Origin of the sequence: Streptomyces sp. NPDC048185 (assembly GCF_043202495.1) — a bacterium.
In the GTDB taxonomy this organism is placed as follows: Bacteria; Actinomycetota; Actinomycetes; order Streptomycetales; family Streptomycetaceae; genus Streptomyces.
Window position 1 is genome coordinate 358,450 of sequence record NZ_JBIDAN010000006.1, and the last position, 17,375, is coordinate 375,824.

The following is a 17,375-nucleotide window of genomic DNA, read 5'->3' on the forward strand; positions in this document are numbered from 1 at the left end:
TTCCCGCCGTACGCGTCTGACCGCCGTCCCCCACCCAGCTGCGGGCAGCCGCACGCGCAGCCGTCCCGCCCCAGCTGCGGGCAGTCGTGCCGCTGGGGCGGCACGGGTGGGCGCAGCGGCACCCCGGCAGCGCCGGGCCACGCCACCCACCCCCGGCCCACAGCCGCGCCGGGTGCCCCACAACGTCGGGACAGGGACCCCGCGTCACTGACCCCGCGTCACTTCTTCGCGTCGTCCGGCGGCAGCGTCGGCGGGGCGATGGGCCGCAGCTTCAGCCAGGCCAGGAAGAACAGGCCCAGCACCAGCATCCCCACCCCGGTCCACAGATTGATGTTCACCCCCTGCGCCTTGTCGATGTCGTCGTCGGACGCCACGAAGCCCGCGATCGTCACGATGACGCCGTAGACCACGAACAGCCCGCCGATGATCCGCCGGATGTCGAACAGCCGTGCCGCGGTCGCGGACTTGCTCTCCAGCTCGGAGACCTCGTCCTGGACGTTCTTGTCGGAGTAGGAATCGGACATGTTCTCTCAATCCTCTCGCGATCAGAACGAGAACGGGATGTAGCAGACGGCGGCCAGCACGACCGCGCCCCAGCCCAGCAGCGCCGGCCTGCGGTACCACGCGTCGTCGCCCTCGGCGGGCGGCTCGGACATGCCGGGGGAGCGGGTGCCGTAGACCAGGCCCTGGAGCTCGGCGACCGGCTTGGGCTTGGTGAAGAGGGACACGGCGACCATGACGACCGCTCCGGCGACGAAGCCCGCGATCGCCGAGACGAAGTTGGCGCCCTGGTCGGAGGGGATGTCGATGATGCCCTGCTTGTAGATGACGAAGTAGTTCACCATCGCGGCCGTGGTGCCCGCGATCAGGCCCCAGAAGCCGGACTTCATCGACGCCCGCTTCCAGAACATGCCGATGATGAAGACCACGAACATCGGCACGTTGAAGAAGGAGAAGAGCGTCTGGAGGTAGCTCATGATGTTCGAGAAGGACGAGGCCAGGAACGCCGTCCCGATCGATGCCAGGACGCCGATCACCGTGATCAGGCGGCCGAAGCGCACGTAGTACGCGTCGTCGCGGTCCTTCACCACGTACTTCGCCCAGATGTCGGTGGTGAAGACCGTGTTGAAGGAGGAGACGTTCGCCGCCATGCCCGCCATGAAGGCCGCCAGGAGACCGGTCACGGCGATGCCGAGCACGCCGTTGGGCAGCAGCTGCTGCATCAGGTACGGGATCGCGTCGTTGTACTGGAGGTCCGAGCCCGGCGTGCCGATCTTCGGGACGAGGACCGCGGCGACCAGGCCGGGGATCATCACCAGGAAGACGATGAAGATCTTCGGGAACGCGGCGATCAGCGGCGTGCGCTGGGCGGCCGAGAGGTTCTTCGCCGACAGGGCGCGCTGCACCTCGGCGAAGTTCGTCGTCCAGTAGCCGAAGGAGAGCACGAAGCCGAGGCCGAGGACGATGGTCAGCCAGTTGGCGCCCAGCGGGTTCGCGCTGCCGATGCCCGTGCCGCCCCAGGAGGTCATGAAGTCGGCGCCGTGGGACTGGGTGAGGGAGTCGGACAGGCCGTCCCAGCCGCCGACCTTCTTCAGACCCAGGATGGTGATCGGGATGAGCGCCGCCATGATCACGAAGAACTGGAGGACCTCGTTGTAGATCGCCGAGGAGAGTCCGCCGAGGGTGATGTACGCCAGCACGAAGAAGCCGGCGACCACGATGGCCACCCACTCCGGCCAGCCGAGCAGCGCCTCCACGACGATCGCGAGGGCGTAGAGGTTCACACCGGCGATCAGGATGGCGGCAAAGGCGAACAGGATCGAACTCAGCAGGTGTGCCGCCTTGTCGAAGCGGAGCAGGAGGAACTCCGGAACCGAGCGCACCTTGGAGCCGTAGTAGAACGGCATCATCACCAGGCCGAGGAAGACCATCGCCGGGATGGCGCCGATCCAGTACCAGTGCGTCGTGTAGACGCCGTACTGCGCGCTGTTGGCGGCCATGCCCAGGATCTCGGTGGCACCGAGGTTGGCCGAGATGAAGGCGAGACCGGTGATCCAGGCGGCCAGGGACCGGCCGGACAGGAAGAAGTCCAGGCTGGTCTTGACCGAGCGGCGGGCGGCGAAGCCGATGCCGAGGACGACGACGAAGTAGATCCCGAGGATCGTGTAGTCGAGCCAGTTGGTGGGGAGTCGAAGCTCCGCGGCTAGATATGTGGGGGTATGCATACGAACTCGCTTCGTTGCGCGAACTGATCCGCAGCGGAACCTACGCCCCCGCGTTCAGTAATTGAACACTTCTGGTGATGTTCTTTGTTTGATTGTGATGATCGGGGTGCTGATTGGTTGTGATGTGTTATGTTTGATTGTGTTGAGTGATTGGGTGTGGGTGTAGAGGAGTGCGGCAGTGAAGAAGACCTCGACCCGGCTGGCCGACGGTCGCGAGCTCGTCTACTACGACCTGCGCGACGATGCCGTGCGGGACGCCGTGGACCGCCGCCCGCTGGAGCGGACCGTCACCACCTCGGAGGTCCGCCGCGACCCGCTGCTCGGCGACTCGGTCGCCGTCGCCTCGCACCGCCAGGGCCGCACCTACCACCCGCCCGCCGACCAGTGCCCCCTGTGCCCGTCCGCGGGTGAGCGGCTGAGCGAGATCCCCGACGCGTCGTACGACGTGGTGGTCTTCGAGAACCGTTTCCCCTCCCTGGCCGGCGACTCCGGCCGCTGCGAGGTCGTCTGCTTCACCTCCGACCACAAGGCCTCGTTCGCCGACCTGAGCGAGGGACAGGCCCGGCTCGTGCTCGACGCCTGGACGGACCGCACCTCGGAGCTGTCGCATCTGCCCTCCGTCGAACAGGTCTTCTGCTTCGAGAACCGCGGCGCCGAGATCGGTGTGACGCTCGGTCACCCGCACGGGCAGATCTACGCCTACCCGTTCACCACCCCCCGCACCGCCCTGATGCTCCGATCGCTCGCCGCGCACAAGGAGGCGACCGGCGGGGGGAACCTGTTCGACGCGGTGGTCGAGGAGGAACTGGCGGGTGAGCGGGTCGTCCTGGAGGGCGAGCACTGGGTCGCCTTCGTGCCGTACGCGGCGCACTGGCCGTACGAGGTGCACCTCTATCCCAAGCGGCGCGTGCCCGACCTGCTCGGCCTCGACGAGGCGGCGCGCACAGAGTTCCCCCAGGTCTATCTGGAACTGTTGAGGCGCTTCGACCGGATCTTCGGGGAGGGCGAGCCCCCGACGCCGTACATCGCGGCCTGGCACCAGGCCCCGTTCGGGCAGCTGGAGGAGTTCGAGGGCGTGACGCGGGACGACTTCGCGCTGCACCTGGAGCTTTTCACTATTCGCCGTACGTCCGGCAAGCTGAAGTTCCTCGCGGGCTCCGAGTCCGGCATGAACGTGTTCATCAACGACGTGCCCCCGGAGCGCGCGGCCGAGCGACTGCGAGAGGTAGCGAGTTCATGAGTGGGAAGTACCTGGTCACGGGCGGGGCCGGTTATGTCGGCAGCGTCGTCGCCCAGCATCTGCTGGAGGCGGGCCACGAGGTCGTCGTCCTCGACAACCTCTCCACCGGTTTCCGGGAGGGTGTCCCGGCGGGCGCCACGTTCGTCGAGGGCGACATCCGCGACGCCGCCAAATGGCTGGACGCCTCGTTCGACGGCGTCCTGCACTTCGCCGCGTTCTCGCAGGTCGGCGAGTCGGTCGTGAAGCCCGAGAAGTACTGGGACAACAACGTCGGCGGCACCATGGCCCTGCTGGAGGCCATGCGCTCGGCGGGCGTGCGCCGGCTCGTCTTCTCCTCCACGGCCGCCACCTACGGCGAGCCGGACGAGGTGCCGATCGTCGAGACCGCGCCGACGAGGCCCACCAACCCGTACGGCGCCTCCAAGCTGGCCGTCGACCACATGATCACCGGCGAGGCGGCGGCCCACGGGCTGGGCGCGGTCTCGCTGCGCTACTTCAACGTGGCCGGCGCGTACGGCGCCCACGGCGAGCGGCACGACCCCGAGTCGCACCTGATCCCCCTGGTCCTGCAGGTCGCGCAGGGCAGGCGCGAGGCGATCTCCGTCTACGGCGACGACTACCCGACGCCGGACGGCACCTGCGTGCGCGACTACATCCACGTCGCCGACCTGGCCGAGGCCCACCTGCTCGCCCTGGCCGCGGCCGTCCCCGGCGAGCACCTCATCTGCAACCTTGGCAACGGCAACGGCTTCTCGGTCCGCGAGGTCGTCGAGACCGTCCGCCGGGTGACGGGCCACCCGATCCCCGAGGTGGTGGCCCCCCGCCGGGGCGGCGACCCGGCCACCCTGGTGGCGTCGGCCGGCACCGCCCGCGAGAAGCTGGGCTGGAACCCGTCCCGCGCGGACCTCGCGGAAATCGTCGCCGACGCGTGGGAGTTCGCGCAGCGGCACGCGAAGTAGACCTGCAGTACGTGGAGAAGACGGAAGGGCGAGGGGTCAGGGCATGAGCGAGGCTGTCGCGCAGGCGGTCGGGGACCGGTTCCGCGAGCTGTACGGGGACCGGCCGCAGGGGGTGTGGGCGGCGCCGGGGCGGGTCAACCTCATCGGCGAACACACCGACTACAACGACGGCTTCGTCATGCCGTTCGCCCTGCCGCACACCGCGGTCGCCGCGGTCTCCCGGCGCGACGACGGCGTCCTGCGCCTGCACTCGGCGGACATCGACGCCGGCCCCGTCGAGCTGCGCGTCGCCGACCTGACCCCCGAGGCGGACACGTCCTGGACGGCGTACCCCTCGGGCGTCGTCTGGGCGCTGCGCGAGGCGGGGCACGAGATCACCGGCGCCGACATCCACCTGGCCTCGACCGTCCCGTCGGGCGCGGGCCTGTCCTCGTCGGCCGCCCTGGAGATCGTCGTCGCCCTGGCGCTGAACGACCTGTACGCCCTCGGGCTGCGCGGCTGGCAGCTGGCCCGCCTGTGCCAGCGCGCCGAGAACGTCTACGTCGGCGCACCGGTCGGCATCATGGACCAGACGGCGTCCGCCTGCTGCGAGGCCGGACACGCCCTGTTCCTGGACACCCGCGACCTCTCACAGCGCCAGATCCCCTTCGACCTGGCCGCCGAGGGCATGCGCCTGCTCGTCGTCGACACCCAGGTCAAGCACTCCCACAGCGAGGGCGAGTACGGCAAGCGCCGGGCCGGCTGCGAGAAGGGCGCCGCCCTGCTCGGCGTCGACGCCCTGCGGGACGTGCCCTACGCGGAACTGGACGCGGCGCTCGAGCGGCTGGGCGACGAGGAGGAGGTGCGCCGTCTGGTCCGCCACGTCGTCACGGAGGACGAGCGCGTGGAGCGGGTGGTGTCGCTGCTGGAGTCCGGGGACACCCGCGCCATCGGCCCGGTCCTCGTCGAGGGCCACGTCTCCCTGCGGGACGACTTCCGCATCTCCTGCCCCGAGCTGGACCTGGTCGTCGACACTGCCCTGGAAGCCGGTGCCCTGGGCGCGCGGATGACCGGCGGCGGCTTCGGCGGCTCGGCGATCGTGCTGGTGGAGACGGCGGACGTGGACGGCGTCACCAAGGCGGTCGAGGAGGCGTTCGCGGGGGCCGGCCTCACCGCTCCCCGGGTGTTCGAGGCGGTGCCCTCGGCGGGCGCGCGACGGGTGGCGTGACGGAGACGTGCTTCTGGAACTTGTCGTTCACGAGCTCGTACCGTCCTCTGCATGACGTGATCTCCATCGGACTTCGCGACCACCGATGGAGGCCGCTCACGGACCCGGGACACGCCCCGGCGAGGGCGGAACTGGGTGAGCAGGCCCCGTGACCGGTTGAACGTGAGGGTGGCCCTCGGCTGCGACGTGCTGATCGCGATCACGGCTGTGTCACGCGCGCCGGGTCAGCCTCCCGCTCGAGCAACGTGTGTCGCCTCTGCGACACCGCCCCAGGAACCCAGGTCCGCTCTCGATGGCGAAGTGCGGGGGCAGGCACGCCACTTGACGGCGGTCGGCTAATGTCTTCGCTGTCAGTACGGGAGGTCTGGGGCGCGCCGAAGCCACAGGGGGATCACATATGGCGTGGGATGAGTGGGAGCAACTGAAGGCCCAGGCGGCTGATCGGCAGTCCGTACAGATGCAGCTCAACCAGTACCCGGCCGACCGTGGAGGCGGCGGTGGTACCCAGGGAGACCTCGTAGCAGGTCATGAGGACCTCCAAGCGGTGGGCAAAGCGGCCCATGACCTGTTCGATGACTTCACGAGCTGGAGTGGGCACGCACGCGTCGCCTCCGAGACGGCTGCGGGTGGCCTCAAGGGCGAGGGTTTCGCTCTGGGGAGTGCCCTGGATCATGTGACGCAGCGTTGGGGCGAACAGGCGAAGACGCTGTTGGACGCCTGTGCCCACATTTCCAACCACCTGCGATTCACCAAGAACCGGCACGCAGCCGACGAGTCCTACATCGCCGGAGTGGTCAGCAGCATTGCCACCCTCGACGAGGGCTTCGACGACCGAAAAGGCAACTGACTCCGATGGACCTGGACGCCCTGCGCTACGGCAACCTCGCCAAACTCGGTGAAGCGATCACCGACTGGGAACAGATGGCGAAGAAGCTCGCCGAGCTGGGGAAGGATGCCGAGGACAACCTCAAGGCGAAAGCAGAAAAAGCCAGGTGGGCGGGCGTCAATGCCACCGTCAGCCGCGAGTTCATCGCGAAAACTGCGGCCGAGTTCACCGACGCGCACGCGGAGGCCAACTCCATCGCCAACATCCTCAGCGACACACGCGGCGAACTCATCAGCTACAGGACCCAGCTGAACGACGCTATCAAACGGGCCACGGATCAGCACCTGACCGTGATGGACACTGGTAACGGGACATTTTCTGTGGTCGGGAACACCAGGCCTGACTGGGCGAGCGATCCCAGTGGAAAAACTGGCGCCACGGACCAGAAAGTGGTTGACGCCTTCTGTAAAGAAATCCAGGGCATTCTCGCGAAGGCGACGGAGAGTGACAAAACTGCTGCGCAGGCCCTGAGGCTCCTCGTGGATCAGGCCAAGTACGGCTTCGCCGATTCCTCCTATGCAGACCGCGATGAGGCTGCCAAGGCCATTGCGGCTGCGGAGGGTCTGGCGAGGATGGGCAAGGACCCAGCTGGCATGTCCCTGAACGACATCGCCGCCTTCACCCGCACGATGGAGAAGTACCACGACGATCCCCTGTTCGCTGAGCAGTTTGCGAAGCGTCTGGGGGCCAAGGGAACGCTTCAGTTCTGGACCGAAATGACTCATAGTCATGCCGGTGCCCAGGGCGCGGAACTCAAAGCGATGAAGGACATGCAGACCAATCTGGGCCTGACCTTGGCCACAGCGTCCTTCTCGGAATCGGACGCCATGCGGGACTGGAAGAAGGACCTGATCGCCGAGAGCAACACCAGCTTCAAAGCGACGGGGTCAATGAGCCCGTTCGGTGCTCTCGGCTCTCAGGTGATCAGCAGTCTCATGCACCGGGGCCAGTTCGACACCGAGTTCCTCGACGGTTACCGGGAGAAGCTTTTCAAGGCGGACAAGGCGGCGGGAGGCTCGGGTGCCAATGACTTGTGGGTCAAGGGCTATGACGCTGTGGATCTTGTCTTTGGCGACGGGAACGGTCGGGACCCGCTGGAGGGGCTGTTCGACGGCCTCTCGCACAACCCCGAGGCGGCTGAGCACGCCTTCGAATCCAAGTCGGACCTGGACCACCTGCTCGGGACCACCAGGTACATGGACCGAGGAGAATCCCTTGGGCGTGCCCTGGAGAGCGCGGTCACTGGAATTGCGGCCGGTGACACCCCGTCCACGGCCCCGCCCCACAGTGCGGCACAGGCCGAGATCATGGCCAATATCATGAACGCGGTGGCCCGGCCCGACAGCGGTGAGGAACTTGTGACCAAGGGGCTGGGCGAGAGCTTCGGGGACATGGCAGCCGCTTACATGCCGGAGATCAGTCAAGCCCTGGCCGGTCCCAGCTCGGACTCTGTCTTCCTCACGAACAGCGGAGCGCCTGACGCGTTCCAAGGTGAGCGTGTTCCTGATGTGGTGAGGTTCCTCTCGGCGACAGCCGCGGATCCGGCAGGCAGAGCCGGGATCATCTACGGTGAAAGTATCTATACCGGCAGTCTCCTTGAATCGCATCTTTCTGATTCGTCCTTGTTTGACGGCCCCCGTGAGCAAGTGATCGAAAATATCGGCAGAAATGCAGGAATTATCGAGGGTCTCGTCGGGCATTCCGTGGCAGATGGTGATGTAAAGGCTGCGGTAGCTGGCGAGAAGGATTACAACGACGCCCTGAAGGCGAAGGGGGATTTCGCCAAGAGTTGGGCCGCGATCGGCTTGGCCGGCCTGAAGCTTCCCGAACATCTGGGCGGCGAGGTCATGGGGTCCGTGGTCGGCGGAGGGGCTGGTGCTGTTGCGGGTGCTGCCATCGATCGCCTGATTGAGGGCCAGCAGATGAAGGGCGCCAAGGACGAGGGGCTGTATATGAGTGCCAAGGACCTGTACGCGATGCGGGATTCTGTCAATCAGCAAACGCAGTGGTCGACTGAAGACGCGCTCGCTCGACATCACGTGAACTTGCCCAAGGATGGCACCGATGCTCTCGTTCGCAATGCTGTCAATGCAGGCTGGGACGCAAGCAGCGAATACCTGAGCAGTACGAAGGAGCGACCCTAGTGGAGAAGGGAGAGTGGCGTCACAAAGCACGTGCCTTCCGGGGTAATGTGAAAGTTGTATCCCTCTTCTTTGTGGCTCTTGGCCTGCTGTGTGGTGGTGGATGGATATTTCTCAACAAGGGCCTGTATCTACTCCCGGAGAGAATGTGCGAGGGTGCGCTCGACCGGGACGTGGTGAAACGCGTGCTGCCGGAGGCGCGAGAGGCTGAAAGCGGTTCTGATATTCGAGGCGCCGGAGCCGATCTGTCCTTCTCTTGTCATGTCACCACCAGTGACGACTCAACGCTATCCGGGAAAGCGCGAGTACAACCGCTTTCTCGTGATAAATGGCTCGAATATTATCGAGGACCCGGCGGGCAGCATCAGGTCATCCGCGTATCCGCGGGAGACGTAGAGGCGCTTGCCCTGACAGGTTCCAGTACGGTCTCCTCCGTGTACGTGCCCTGCGCTCCGCCCAGTGTCCCCTCCTACAACGCCTCTCAGCCGTATGCGGTGGTCGGGGAGGTTTGGGTGTATGGAGAGGCCAAGGCCGCAGGGGAGTCGCTGCGTCAGCATCTGACCGACTTTGCGTACCAGCTCGCCGCGCACGCATACGAGACGGCCGAGTGCAAGATGCCCCGTAGCTTTTCCCAGGAGCTGCCCCGCTACGGGGATCGGTGAGACGGTCTGAGCCCGATCGCCTCTCCTGGCTCAGCCCAGCCGTTTGACCAGGGTGTACTCGGTGATCCCCGGCGGGTATTCGGGGATCACGCACACCACCTCGTAACCCCGCCGGCGGTAGAAACCCGGTGCCTGGAAGTCCCAGGTCTCCACGCGCGCCGCCCCGCAGCCCCGTTCGTCGCGGGCCGCCCGTTCCGCCTCGCCCAGCAGCGCGGCGCCCAGCCCCGTGCCCCGGCACCGGCCGTCCACCCACAGATAGGTCACGTGCAGCCAGGTCGCCCAGGTGTGCCCGACCAGACCGCCAGCGAGACCGCCCCCGTCGTCCAGGGCCCAGACGTGCAGGGGGAATTCGCGTTCGTGAGGGGTGCCGCGCAGGGAACGCAGGATCGAGGAGGCGGCCGTGTTCGTCTCCCGCAGGCGGGTGCGCAGCAGATCGCGCCGTGCTTTGTCTACTTCTGTCACAAGACGAAACATGCGGCTCACCATAAACGTGCCCGGCTGTCAGTTCTGCAAATAACCTTCCGCTCCCGCCGCCCGCCCGTACTCTGATGGACAGCACCGGTGGGGGCCGGTGCCGATCAGGGGGCGAGACAGCCGGGTACGGGGCCCGGGACGGGGGTAGCGGTTACGCACGGCGGCGGCCGTGCGGCTGCGGCGACCCGTCCCCGGTACCGAACACGAGGTCGGATACGGGGGCTTCGGGCCCCGTGCCCGCGCCGGTGTCGTCCTTTGGCGATGTATCCCCTGCTCTCCGGGAGCGTGGGGAAGGGGGTTCCGTGGTTCGCATCCGAGTCCTGGTCGTCGACGACCACCGCATCTTCGCCGAGTCGCTCGCCGCCGCCCTGGCCGCCGAGCCGGACGTCGAGGTCTCCGCGGCCGGCAGCGGTCCGGCCGCGCTGCGCTGCCTGGAGCGGGCCGCGGCCGAGGGGCGCAGGTTCGACGTGCTGCTCGTCGACGCCGACCTGGGCGGCCGGGTGCCCGGCGCCCGGCCGGCCGTGCCCGTGCGGGACGGCAACGAGGACGGGCTGGTGGACGGCATCTCCCTGGTCACCGGGGTGCGGTCGGCCCAGCCGGCCGTGCGGATCGTCGTCCTCGCCGAGAAGGACGACCCCCGGCGGGCCGCCCTGGCGCTGGGTGCCGGCGCCTGCGGATGGGTCGCCAAGGACTGTTCCCTGTCACGGCTGCTCAGCGTCATCCGGGGAGTGCTGCGCGACGAGACGCATCTGCCGCCCGCGCTGCTCACCGGCGTCCTGCGCGAGCTGACCGCGGCCCGCAGGCACCGGACCGAGAGCGAGCGGCTGGTGGAGTCGCTCACCCCGCGCGAGCGGGAGGTGCTGCGCTGCATGGTCGCCGGGCTCGGCCGCAAGGCCGTCGCCGAACGGCTGTACCTGTCCCCGCACACGGTGCGCACCCACATGCAGAACGTGCTGGGCAAGCTGGGCGTCCACTCCACCCTCGCCGCCGTGGCACTGGCGCGCCGGGCCGGGGTGGGGCCGGCGGACCTAACCGGGGATGTTGTCGAACGGGGCGGTCAGCTGGCGTAGCAGCGCGGCCAGTTCGCTGCGCTGGGCCCGGGAGAGCTCGGCCAGGATCGCGCGCTCCTGGTCCAGCAGCCCGGCGAGGGCCTGGTCGGCGCGGTCCCGGCCCTCGTCGGTGAGCCGGACCAGCACGCCGCGCCGGTCGCTGGGGTCGGGCAGGCGCTCCACCAGGCCCTTCTTGGCGAGGCGGTCGATGCGGTTGGTCATCGTGCCGGAGGTGACCAGGGTCTGCGTGAGCAGCTGGCCCGGGGAGAGCTGGTACGGCGTGCCGGCGCGGCGCAGCGCCGTCAGCACGTCGAACTCCCACGGCTCGAGCTGATGTTCGGAGAAGGCCAGCCGGCGTGCGCGGTCGAGGTGCCGCGCGAGCCTGCTCACCCGGCTCAGCACCTCGAGCGGTTCCACGTCGAGGTCCGGGCGCTCCCGGCGCCACGCTGCGACCAGCCGATCGACCTCGTCCTCCATGACGATCAGTGTAGTGGTTGTGTCGATGTGAAGTCTCTTGGTATCAATCATCTTGACGTCGAGATAAATGTCGGGTGACGCTGGGTACCCGACCCGTCCGGCCGCTCCCCGGAGGCACCATGTCCGCCACCACGCCCGCCTGGGACCCCGCCCAGTACCTGCGTCACGCCGGCCACCGCGCCCGTCCCTTCGCCGACCTCCTCGCCCGCGTCCCCAGCCTGCCCGCGGAGCCGGCCGCGGAGCCGCCCCGCATCGCCGACCTCGGCTGCGGCCCCGGCAACGTCACCACCCTGCTCGCCGGCCGCTGGCCCACCGCCCGCATCACCGGCTACGACAACTCCGCCGAGATGCTCGCGCGGGCCGAGGAACACGCCGGCCCCACCCCGGGCGGCGGCCGCCTCGGCTTCGCCCACGCCGACGCCCGCACCTGGACCCCGGCCGAGCCGCACGACCTGATCATCAGCAACGCCACCCTCCAGTGGGTCCCCGGCCACGTCGAGCGCTTCGCCGACTGGACCGCCGCCCTGCGGCCCGGCGGCACCTTCGCCTTCCAGGTCCCCGGCAACTTCGGCGCCCCCAGTCACCGCCTGATGCGCGACATCGCCGGCTCCCCGCGCTGGCGGGACCGCCTCGACGGCGTCCTCCGCCACGACGACGCCGTCCTCACCCCCGAGGCGTACCTGGAGCGGCTGACCGGCCTCGGCTGCGCCGCGGACGTCTGGGAGACGACCTACCTCCACCTGCTGACCGGGGACGATGCCGTCCTCGACTGGGTCAGGGGCACGGGCCTGCGTCCGGTCCTCACCGCGCTCGCCGACGACCCGGAGTCCCGGGACGCGTTCGTCGAGGAGTACCGGGCCGCTCTCCGCGAGGCCTACCCGCCCGGCTCGCACGGCACCCCGTTCCCCTTCCGCCGCGTCTTCGCCGTCGCCACCAGGGAGGCGTGAGCCGTGCTCACCGCACTCGACCACGTGCAGTTGGCCGCCCCGCCCGGCTCGGAGGACGACCTGAGGGCCTACTACGCGGGCGTCCTCGGCATGACCGAGATCCCCAAGCCGCCGGCTCTCGCGGCGCGCGGCGGCTGCTGGTTCCGGGCCGGCGCCGTCCAGCTCCACCTGGGCATCGAGGCGGACTTCCGGCCCGCGAAGAAGGCCCACCCGGGCCTGAGGGTCAGCGGGATCGACACGTACGCCGCCCGGCTGGCGGCCCACGGGGCGCCTGTCATCCGGGACGGTGACCTCCCGGGCCACCGGCGCTTCTTCTCCGAGGATCCGGTCGGCAACCGGCTCGAATTCCTCGAACCGGCCGGCTGACCGGGCCCCGCTACGCCTTGCGGTGCCCGATCAGCCGCGGCTTCGGCTCCAGGCCGTCCAGGCCGTGCCACGCCAGGTTCACCAGGTGCGCCGCCACCTCCGCCTTCTTCGGACGGCGCACGTCCAGCCACCACTGCCCGGTCAGCGCCACCATCCCGACCAGCGCCTGCGCGTACAGCGGGGCCAGCTTGGCGTCGAAGCCGCGGTTCTTGAACTCGCGGCCCAGGATGTCCTCCACCTGGGTGGCGATGTCGGAGATCAGCGAGGCGAAGGTGCCCGTCGACTGCGGGATGGGGGAGTCGCGGACCAGGATGCGGAAACCGTCCGTGTACTCCTCGATGTAGTCGAGGAGCGCGAACGCCGCCTGCTCGCACAGCTCACGCGGGTGGCCGGCGGTCAGGGAGCTGGTCACCATCTCCAGCAGCCGCCGCATCTCGCGGTCGACCACCACCGCGTACAGGCCCTCCTTGCCGCCGAAGTGCTCGTACACCACCGGCTTGGACACCCCGGCCTTCGCCGCGATCTCCTCCACCGACGTGCCCTCGAAACCCTTCGCGGCGAAGAGGGTGCGACCGATCTCCAGCAGTTGCTGGCGACGCTCGGCACCGGTCATCCGGGTACGGCGCGCACGCCGCGGCTTGTCATTGCTGGGAGTGCTGGAGTCGGTCGCCACAGCGACCATCATGCCGCCTCGACGGTTTCCTTCCGGCGGCGGGCGGCTCCTTGATCCGTGTTGCGGCGCGCATCGATACGCGAGCGTGACGGCCACCGCACGTCGTACGCCCATCCCAGCTGCTCGAACCAGCGGATCAGGCGGGCGCTCGAGTCGAGCTGGCCGCGCATCACGCCGTGCCGCGCCGACGTCGGATCGGCATGGTGCAGGTTGTGCCAGGACTCGCCGCAGGACAGGACGGCCAGCCACCACACGTTGCCCGAACGGTCCCGGGACTTGAACGGCCGCTTGCCGACCGCGTGGCAGATCGAGTTGATCGACCACGTCACGTGGTGCAGCAGCGCCACCCGGACGAGGGACCCCCAGAAGAACCCGGTGAGCGCACCCCACCAGGACATCGTGACCAGCCCGCCGATCAGCGCCGGCAGGGCCAGCGACACCGCGGTCCACAGGACGAACTGGCGGGAGATCGCCCGCAGAGCCGGGTCCTTGATCAGATCCGGGGCGTACTTCTCCTGCGGGGTCTGCTCCTCGTCGAACATCCAGGCGATGTGCGCCCACCACAAGCCCTTGATCAGCGCCGGCACCGTCTCGCCGTACCGCCACGGCGAATGCGGGTCGCCCTCGGCGTCGGAGAACTTGTGGTGCTTGCGGTGGTCGGCGACCCAGCGGACCAGCGGCCCCTCGACCGCCATCGAACCCGCGATCGCCAGCGCGATCTTCAGCGGCCGCTTCGCCTTGAACGAACCATGGGTGAAGTGACGGTGGAAACCGATCGTGATGCCGTGGCAGCCCAGGTAGTAGAAGAAGACCAGCAGACCCAGGTCCAGCCAGCTCACCCCCCACCCCCACGCCAGCGGCACCGCCGCCACCAGCGCGAGGAAGGGGACGGTGATGAACAGCAGCAGGGTGATCTGCTCGATCGAACGCTTCTGCTCACCGCCCAGCGTGGCGGAGTCCGCGGACTCCTCGTCGGGGGCCTTCGGAGCGTCTGGGATCACATCGGAACTCGTGGTCATGCGCGTCCTTGGGGGGTCGAGGGTTTGGCCGTGCCGTGGGCCGCGGAAACACGCCGCGGAAACCACGCACAGTTTCCTACGGTTCCGTAACCTACGGCGACGTAAGTATGGCAGCGCGTCGCCCCGCGGCAAGAGCCCCAGAGCCTGCGCGTCCCGGTCGACACCTATCCTGGAGAGCGGTCGGACAGCGCGGTCCGCTCAGATTTCTTCCCGGACGTCCAGCCCCGTAAGCGGCGCCCGCCGCGCGAGACGCCGTCCGGGTTCCCTCCCAGACGAGCTTCAACACTGCAAGGAGCCGCACCTGTGAGCAGTGCCGACGACCAGACTGTGTCCCAGGCGACCACCAGCACCGAACTGCGGGCCGACATCCGCCGACTGGGCGACCTCCTCGGGGAGACCCTCGTCCGGCAGGAAGGCCCCGAACTGCTGGACCTCGTAGAGAAGGTACGCCGCCTGACCCGAGAGGACGGCGAGGCCGCCGCGGAGCTGCTGCGCGGTACCGAACTGCAGACCGCGGCGAAGCTGGTCCGCGCCTTCTCCACCTACTTCCACCTCGCCAACGTCACCGAGCAGGTGCACCGCGGCCGCGAACTGCGCGCCCGCCGCTCCGCCGAGGGCGGACTGCTCGCCCGGACCGCGGACCGCCTCAAGGACGCCGACCCCGAGCACCTGCGCGAGACGGTCCGCAACCTCAACGTGCGCCCCGTCTTCACCGCGCACCCCACCGAGGCCGCCCGCCGCTCCGTCCTCAACAAGCTGCGCCGCATCGCCGCCCTCCTCGACACCCCCGTCATCGAGTCCGACCGGCGCCGCCTCGACACCCGCCTCGCCGAGAACATCGACCTCGTCTGGCAGACCGACGAACTCCGCGTCGTACGCCCCGAACCCGCCGACGAGGCCCGCAACGCCATCTACTACCTCGACGAACTCCACGCCGGCGCCGTCGGCGACGTCCTCGAGGACCTGACGGCCGAACTCGAACGCGCCGGGGTCAAGCTCCCCGACGACACCCGCCCCCTCACCTTCGGCACCTGGATCGGCGGCGACCGCGACGGCAACCCCAACGTCACCCCCCAGGTCACCTGGGACGTCCTCATCCTCCAGCACGAACACGGCATCAACGACGCCCTGGAGATGATCGACGAGCTGCGCGGCTTCCTGTCCAACTCCATCCGCTACACCGGAGCGACGGAAGAACTCCTCACCTCCCTCCAGGCCGACCTCGACCGGCTCCCCGAGATCAGCCCCCGCTACAAGCGCCTCAACGCCGAAGAGCCCTACCGGCTCAAGGCCACCTGCATCCGGCAGAAGCTGGAGAACACCAAGGAGCGCCTCGCCCGGGGCATCCCCCACGAGGACGGCCACGACTACCTCGGCACCGCCGAACTCCTCGCCGACCTGCGCATCCTCCAGACCTCCCTGCGCGAACACCGCGGCGGCCTCTTCGCCGACGGCCGGCTCGCCCGCACCATCCGCACCCTGGCCGCCTTCGGCCTCCAGCTCGCCACCATGGACGTCCGCGAACACGCCGACGCCCACCACCACGCCCTCGGCCAGCTCTTCGACCGCCTCGGCGAGGAGTCCTGGCGCTACGCCGACATGCCCCGCGAGTACCGCACCAAGCTCCTCGCCAAGGAGCTGCGCTCCCGCAGGCCGCTCGCCCCGACCCCCGCCCCGGTGGACGCGGCCGGCGAGAAGACCCTCGGCGTCTTCCAGACCGTGCGCCGCGCCCTGGAGGTCTTCGGCCCCGAGGTCATCGAGTCCTACATCATCTCCATGTGCCAGGGCGCCGACGACGTCTTCGCCGCCGCCGTCCTCGCCCGCGAGGCCGGCCTCATCGACCTGCACGCCGGCTGGGCCAAGATCGGCATCGTGCCGCTCCTGGAGACCACCGACGAGCTCAAGGCCGCCGACACCATCCTCGAGGACCTCCTCGCCGACCCCTCCTACCGGCGCCTGGTCGCCCTGCGCGGCGACGTCCAGGAGGTCATGCTCGGCTACTCCGACTCCTCCAAGTTCGGCGGCATCACCACCAGCCAGTGGGAGATCCACCGCGCCCAGCGCCGCCTGCGCGACGTCGCCCACCGCTACGGCGTACGCCTGCGCCTCTTCCACGGCCGCGGCGGCACCGTCGGCCGCGGCGGCGGCCCCACCCACGACGCCATCCTCGCCCAGCCCTGGGGCACCCTGGAGGGCGAGATCAAGGTGACCGAGCAGGGCGAGGTCATCTCCGACAAGTACCTCATCCCGTCCCTGGCCCGCGAGAACCTGGAACTGACGGTCGCCGCCACCCTCCAGGCATCCGCCCTGCACACCGCGCCCCGCCAGTCCGACGAGGCCCTCGCCCGCTGGGACGCCGCCATGGACGTCGTCTCCGAGGCGGCCCACCAGGCCTACCGCAAGCTGGTCGAGGACCCCGACCTGCCCACCTACTTCCTGGCCTCCACACCCGTCGACCAGCTCGCCGACCTGCACCTGGGCTCCCGCCCCTCCCGCCGCCCCGGCTCCGGCGTCTCCCTCGACGGACTGCGCGCCATCCCGTGGGTGTTCGGCTGGACCCAGTCCCGGCAGATCGTCCCCGGCTGGTTCGGCGTCGGCTCCGGCCTCAAGGCCCTGCGCGAGGCCGGCCTGGACACCGTCCTCGAAGAGATGCACCAGCAGTGGCACTTCTTCCGGAACTTCATCTCCAACGTCGAGATGACCCTCGCCAAGACCGACCTGCGCATCGCCCAGCACTACGTCGACACCCTCGTCCCCGACGAACTCAAGCACGTCTTCGACGCCATCAAGGCCGAACACGAACTGACCGTCGCCGAGGTCCTCAACGTCACCGGCGAGGACGAACTGCTCGACGCCGACCCCGTCCTCAAGCAGACGTTCGCCATCCGCGACGCCTACCTCGACCCGATCTCCTACCTCCAGGTCGCCCTCCTCGGCCGCCAGCGCGAAGCGGCCGCCGCCGGCGAGGAACCCGACCCGCTGCTCGCCCGCGCCCTGCTGCTCACCGTCAACGGCGTCGCCGCCGGCCTCCGCAACACCGGCTGACACCC

The 17,375-nt window shown here is 68.9% G+C and carries 16 protein-coding genes; 10 read left to right on the forward strand and 6 right to left on the reverse strand.

The features are described from left to right. Positions 1–218: 218 nt before the first annotated feature. The gene (locus tag ACGF3H_RS20320; protein ID WP_362500664.1) at positions 219–524 is read right to left on the reverse strand and encodes a hypothetical protein; all 306 of its coding nucleotides are present in this window, start codon (positions 522–524) and stop codon (positions 219–221) included. Positions 525–545: 21 nt separating this feature from the next. After that, positions 546–2,225, reverse strand: coding sequence for a sodium:solute symporter family protein (locus tag ACGF3H_RS20325; protein WP_362500666.1), 1,680 nt, complete (start codon positions 2,223–2,225; stop codon positions 546–548). Positions 2,226–2,403: 178 nt separating this feature from the next. On the opposite strand from ACGF3H_RS20325, the gene galT reads away from it, so the two are divergent. From galT to ACGF3H_RS20355, 6 genes are all read left to right on the forward strand, one after another. Further along, positions 2,404–3,465: a galactose-1-phosphate uridylyltransferase gene (gene galT, locus ACGF3H_RS20330; RefSeq protein ID WP_362500668.1), complete on the forward strand. Its 1,062-nt coding sequence runs from the start codon at positions 2,404–2,406 to the stop codon at positions 3,463–3,465. After that, positions 3,462–4,424: a UDP-glucose 4-epimerase GalE gene (gene galE / locus ACGF3H_RS20335; protein ID WP_362500670.1), complete on the forward strand. Its 963-nt coding sequence runs from the start codon at positions 3,462–3,464 to the stop codon at positions 4,422–4,424. Before galT ends, galE begins: the two co-directional genes overlap by 4 nt. A 43-nt stretch (positions 4,425–4,467) precedes the next feature. After that, positions 4,468–5,631, forward strand: coding sequence for a galactokinase (gene galK, locus ACGF3H_RS20340; protein WP_393816517.1), 1,164 nt, complete (start codon positions 4,468–4,470; stop codon positions 5,629–5,631). A gap of 397 nt (positions 5,632–6,028) precedes the next feature. Beyond that, positions 6,029–6,478 carry a hypothetical protein gene (locus ACGF3H_RS20345; RefSeq protein ID WP_362497948.1) on the forward strand — a complete coding sequence of 150 codons (450 nt, stop codon included), beginning with the start codon at positions 6,029–6,031 and terminating at the stop codon, positions 6,476–6,478. 5 nt (positions 6,479–6,483) lie between these two features. Beyond that, entirely contained in the window at positions 6,484–8,661 is a 2,178-nt protein-coding gene (locus ACGF3H_RS20350) for a hypothetical protein (RefSeq protein WP_362497946.1), read from the forward strand. Beyond that, on the forward strand, positions 8,661–9,320 hold the full coding sequence (locus ACGF3H_RS20355; RefSeq protein ID WP_362497943.1) for a hypothetical protein: 660 nt from the start codon (positions 8,661–8,663) through the stop codon (positions 9,318–9,320). The genes ACGF3H_RS20350 and ACGF3H_RS20355 overlap by 1 nt, the downstream gene beginning before the upstream one ends. A 30-nt stretch (positions 9,321–9,350) precedes the next feature. Here ACGF3H_RS20355 and ACGF3H_RS20360 read toward each other — a convergent pair whose 3' ends face one another. Beyond that, a complete protein-coding gene (locus ACGF3H_RS20360) occupies positions 9,351–9,806 on the reverse strand; it encodes a GNAT family N-acetyltransferase (protein ID WP_362497940.1) in 456 nt (151 codons plus the stop codon). A 290-nt stretch (positions 9,807–10,096) separates the two neighbouring features. Here ACGF3H_RS20360 and ACGF3H_RS20365 point away from each other — a divergent pair, with 290 nt between their 5' ends. Then, entirely contained in the window at positions 10,097–10,864 is a 768-nt protein-coding gene (locus tag ACGF3H_RS20365; protein WP_362497937.1) for a response regulator transcription factor, read from the forward strand. Here ACGF3H_RS20365 and tamR read toward each other — a convergent pair. Then, complete coding sequence (gene tamR, locus ACGF3H_RS20370; protein WP_188181585.1) at positions 10,823–11,320, reverse strand: MarR family transcriptional regulator TamR; 498 nt, start codon at positions 11,318–11,320, stop codon at positions 10,823–10,825. The genes ACGF3H_RS20365 and tamR overlap by 42 nt on opposite strands. A 119-nt stretch (positions 11,321–11,439) precedes the next feature. Between tamR and ACGF3H_RS20375 the strand changes: the two genes are divergently transcribed. Beyond that, positions 11,440–12,267 carry a trans-aconitate 2-methyltransferase gene (locus tag ACGF3H_RS20375; protein WP_362497934.1) on the forward strand — a complete coding sequence of 276 codons (828 nt, stop codon included), beginning with the start codon at positions 11,440–11,442 and terminating at the stop codon, positions 12,265–12,267. A gap of 3 nt (positions 12,268–12,270) precedes the next feature. Further along, entirely contained in the window at positions 12,271–12,633 is a 363-nt protein-coding gene (locus ACGF3H_RS20380) for a VOC family protein (RefSeq protein WP_362497931.1), read from the forward strand. A gap of 10 nt (positions 12,634–12,643) precedes the next feature. On the opposite strand, the gene ACGF3H_RS20385 is transcribed toward ACGF3H_RS20380, so the two are convergent. Together ACGF3H_RS20385 and ACGF3H_RS20390 are read right to left on the reverse strand one after the other, a co-directional pair. Continuing rightward, the gene (locus ACGF3H_RS20385) at positions 12,644–13,318 is read right to left on the reverse strand and encodes a TetR/AcrR family transcriptional regulator (RefSeq protein ID WP_362497928.1); all 675 of its coding nucleotides are present in this window, start codon (positions 13,316–13,318) and stop codon (positions 12,644–12,646) included. Continuing rightward, positions 13,315–14,325, reverse strand: a complete 1,011-nt coding sequence (locus ACGF3H_RS20390) for a fatty acid desaturase (protein ID WP_362497924.1) — start codon at positions 14,323–14,325, stop codon at positions 13,315–13,317. Before ACGF3H_RS20390 ends, ACGF3H_RS20385 begins: the two co-directional genes overlap by 4 nt. A 303-nt stretch (positions 14,326–14,628) precedes the next feature. Between ACGF3H_RS20390 and ppc the strand changes: the two genes are divergently transcribed. Continuing rightward, positions 14,629–17,370, forward strand: coding sequence for a phosphoenolpyruvate carboxylase (gene ppc / locus ACGF3H_RS20395; protein WP_362497921.1), 2,742 nt, complete (start codon positions 14,629–14,631; stop codon positions 17,368–17,370). Positions 17,371–17,375: the final 5 nt, after the last annotated feature.

What these genes read in the sequence shown, in the direction of transcription:
- ACGF3H_RS20385 (WP_362497928.1), bottom strand. Translation starts at nt 13,318, where the DNA reads ATGATGGTCGCTGTGGCGACCGACTCCAGCACTCCCAGCAATGACAAG.
- ACGF3H_RS20345 (WP_362497948.1), top strand. Translation starts at nt 6,029, where the DNA reads ATGGCGTGGGATGAGTGGGAGCAACTGAAGGCCCAGGCGGCTGATCGG.
- ACGF3H_RS20360 (WP_362497940.1), bottom strand. Translation starts at nt 9,806, where the DNA reads ATGGTGAGCCGCATGTTTCGTCTTGTGACAGAAGTAGACAAAGCACGG.
- galK (WP_393816517.1), top strand. Translation starts at nt 4,468, where the DNA reads ATGAGCGAGGCTGTCGCGCAGGCGGTCGGGGACCGGTTCCGCGAGCTG.
- tamR (WP_188181585.1), bottom strand. Translation starts at nt 11,320, where the DNA reads ATGGAGGACGAGGTCGATCGGCTGGTCGCAGCGTGGCGCCGGGAGCGC.
- ACGF3H_RS20375 (WP_362497934.1), top strand. Translation starts at nt 11,440, where the DNA reads ATGTCCGCCACCACGCCCGCCTGGGACCCCGCCCAGTACCTGCGTCAC.
- ACGF3H_RS20350 (WP_362497946.1), top strand. Translation starts at nt 6,484, where the DNA reads ATGGACCTGGACGCCCTGCGCTACGGCAACCTCGCCAAACTCGGTGAA.
- galE (WP_362500670.1), top strand. Translation starts at nt 3,462, where the DNA reads ATGAGTGGGAAGTACCTGGTCACGGGCGGGGCCGGTTATGTCGGCAGC.
- ACGF3H_RS20325 (WP_362500666.1), bottom strand. Translation starts at nt 2,225, where the DNA reads ATGCATACCCCCACATATCTAGCCGCGGAGCTTCGACTCCCCACCAAC.
- ACGF3H_RS20320 (WP_362500664.1), bottom strand. Translation starts at nt 524, where the DNA reads ATGTCCGATTCCTACTCCGACAAGAACGTCCAGGACGAGGTCTCCGAG.
- ACGF3H_RS20390 (WP_362497924.1), bottom strand. Translation starts at nt 14,325, where the DNA reads ATGACCACGAGTTCCGATGTGATCCCAGACGCTCCGAAGGCCCCCGAC.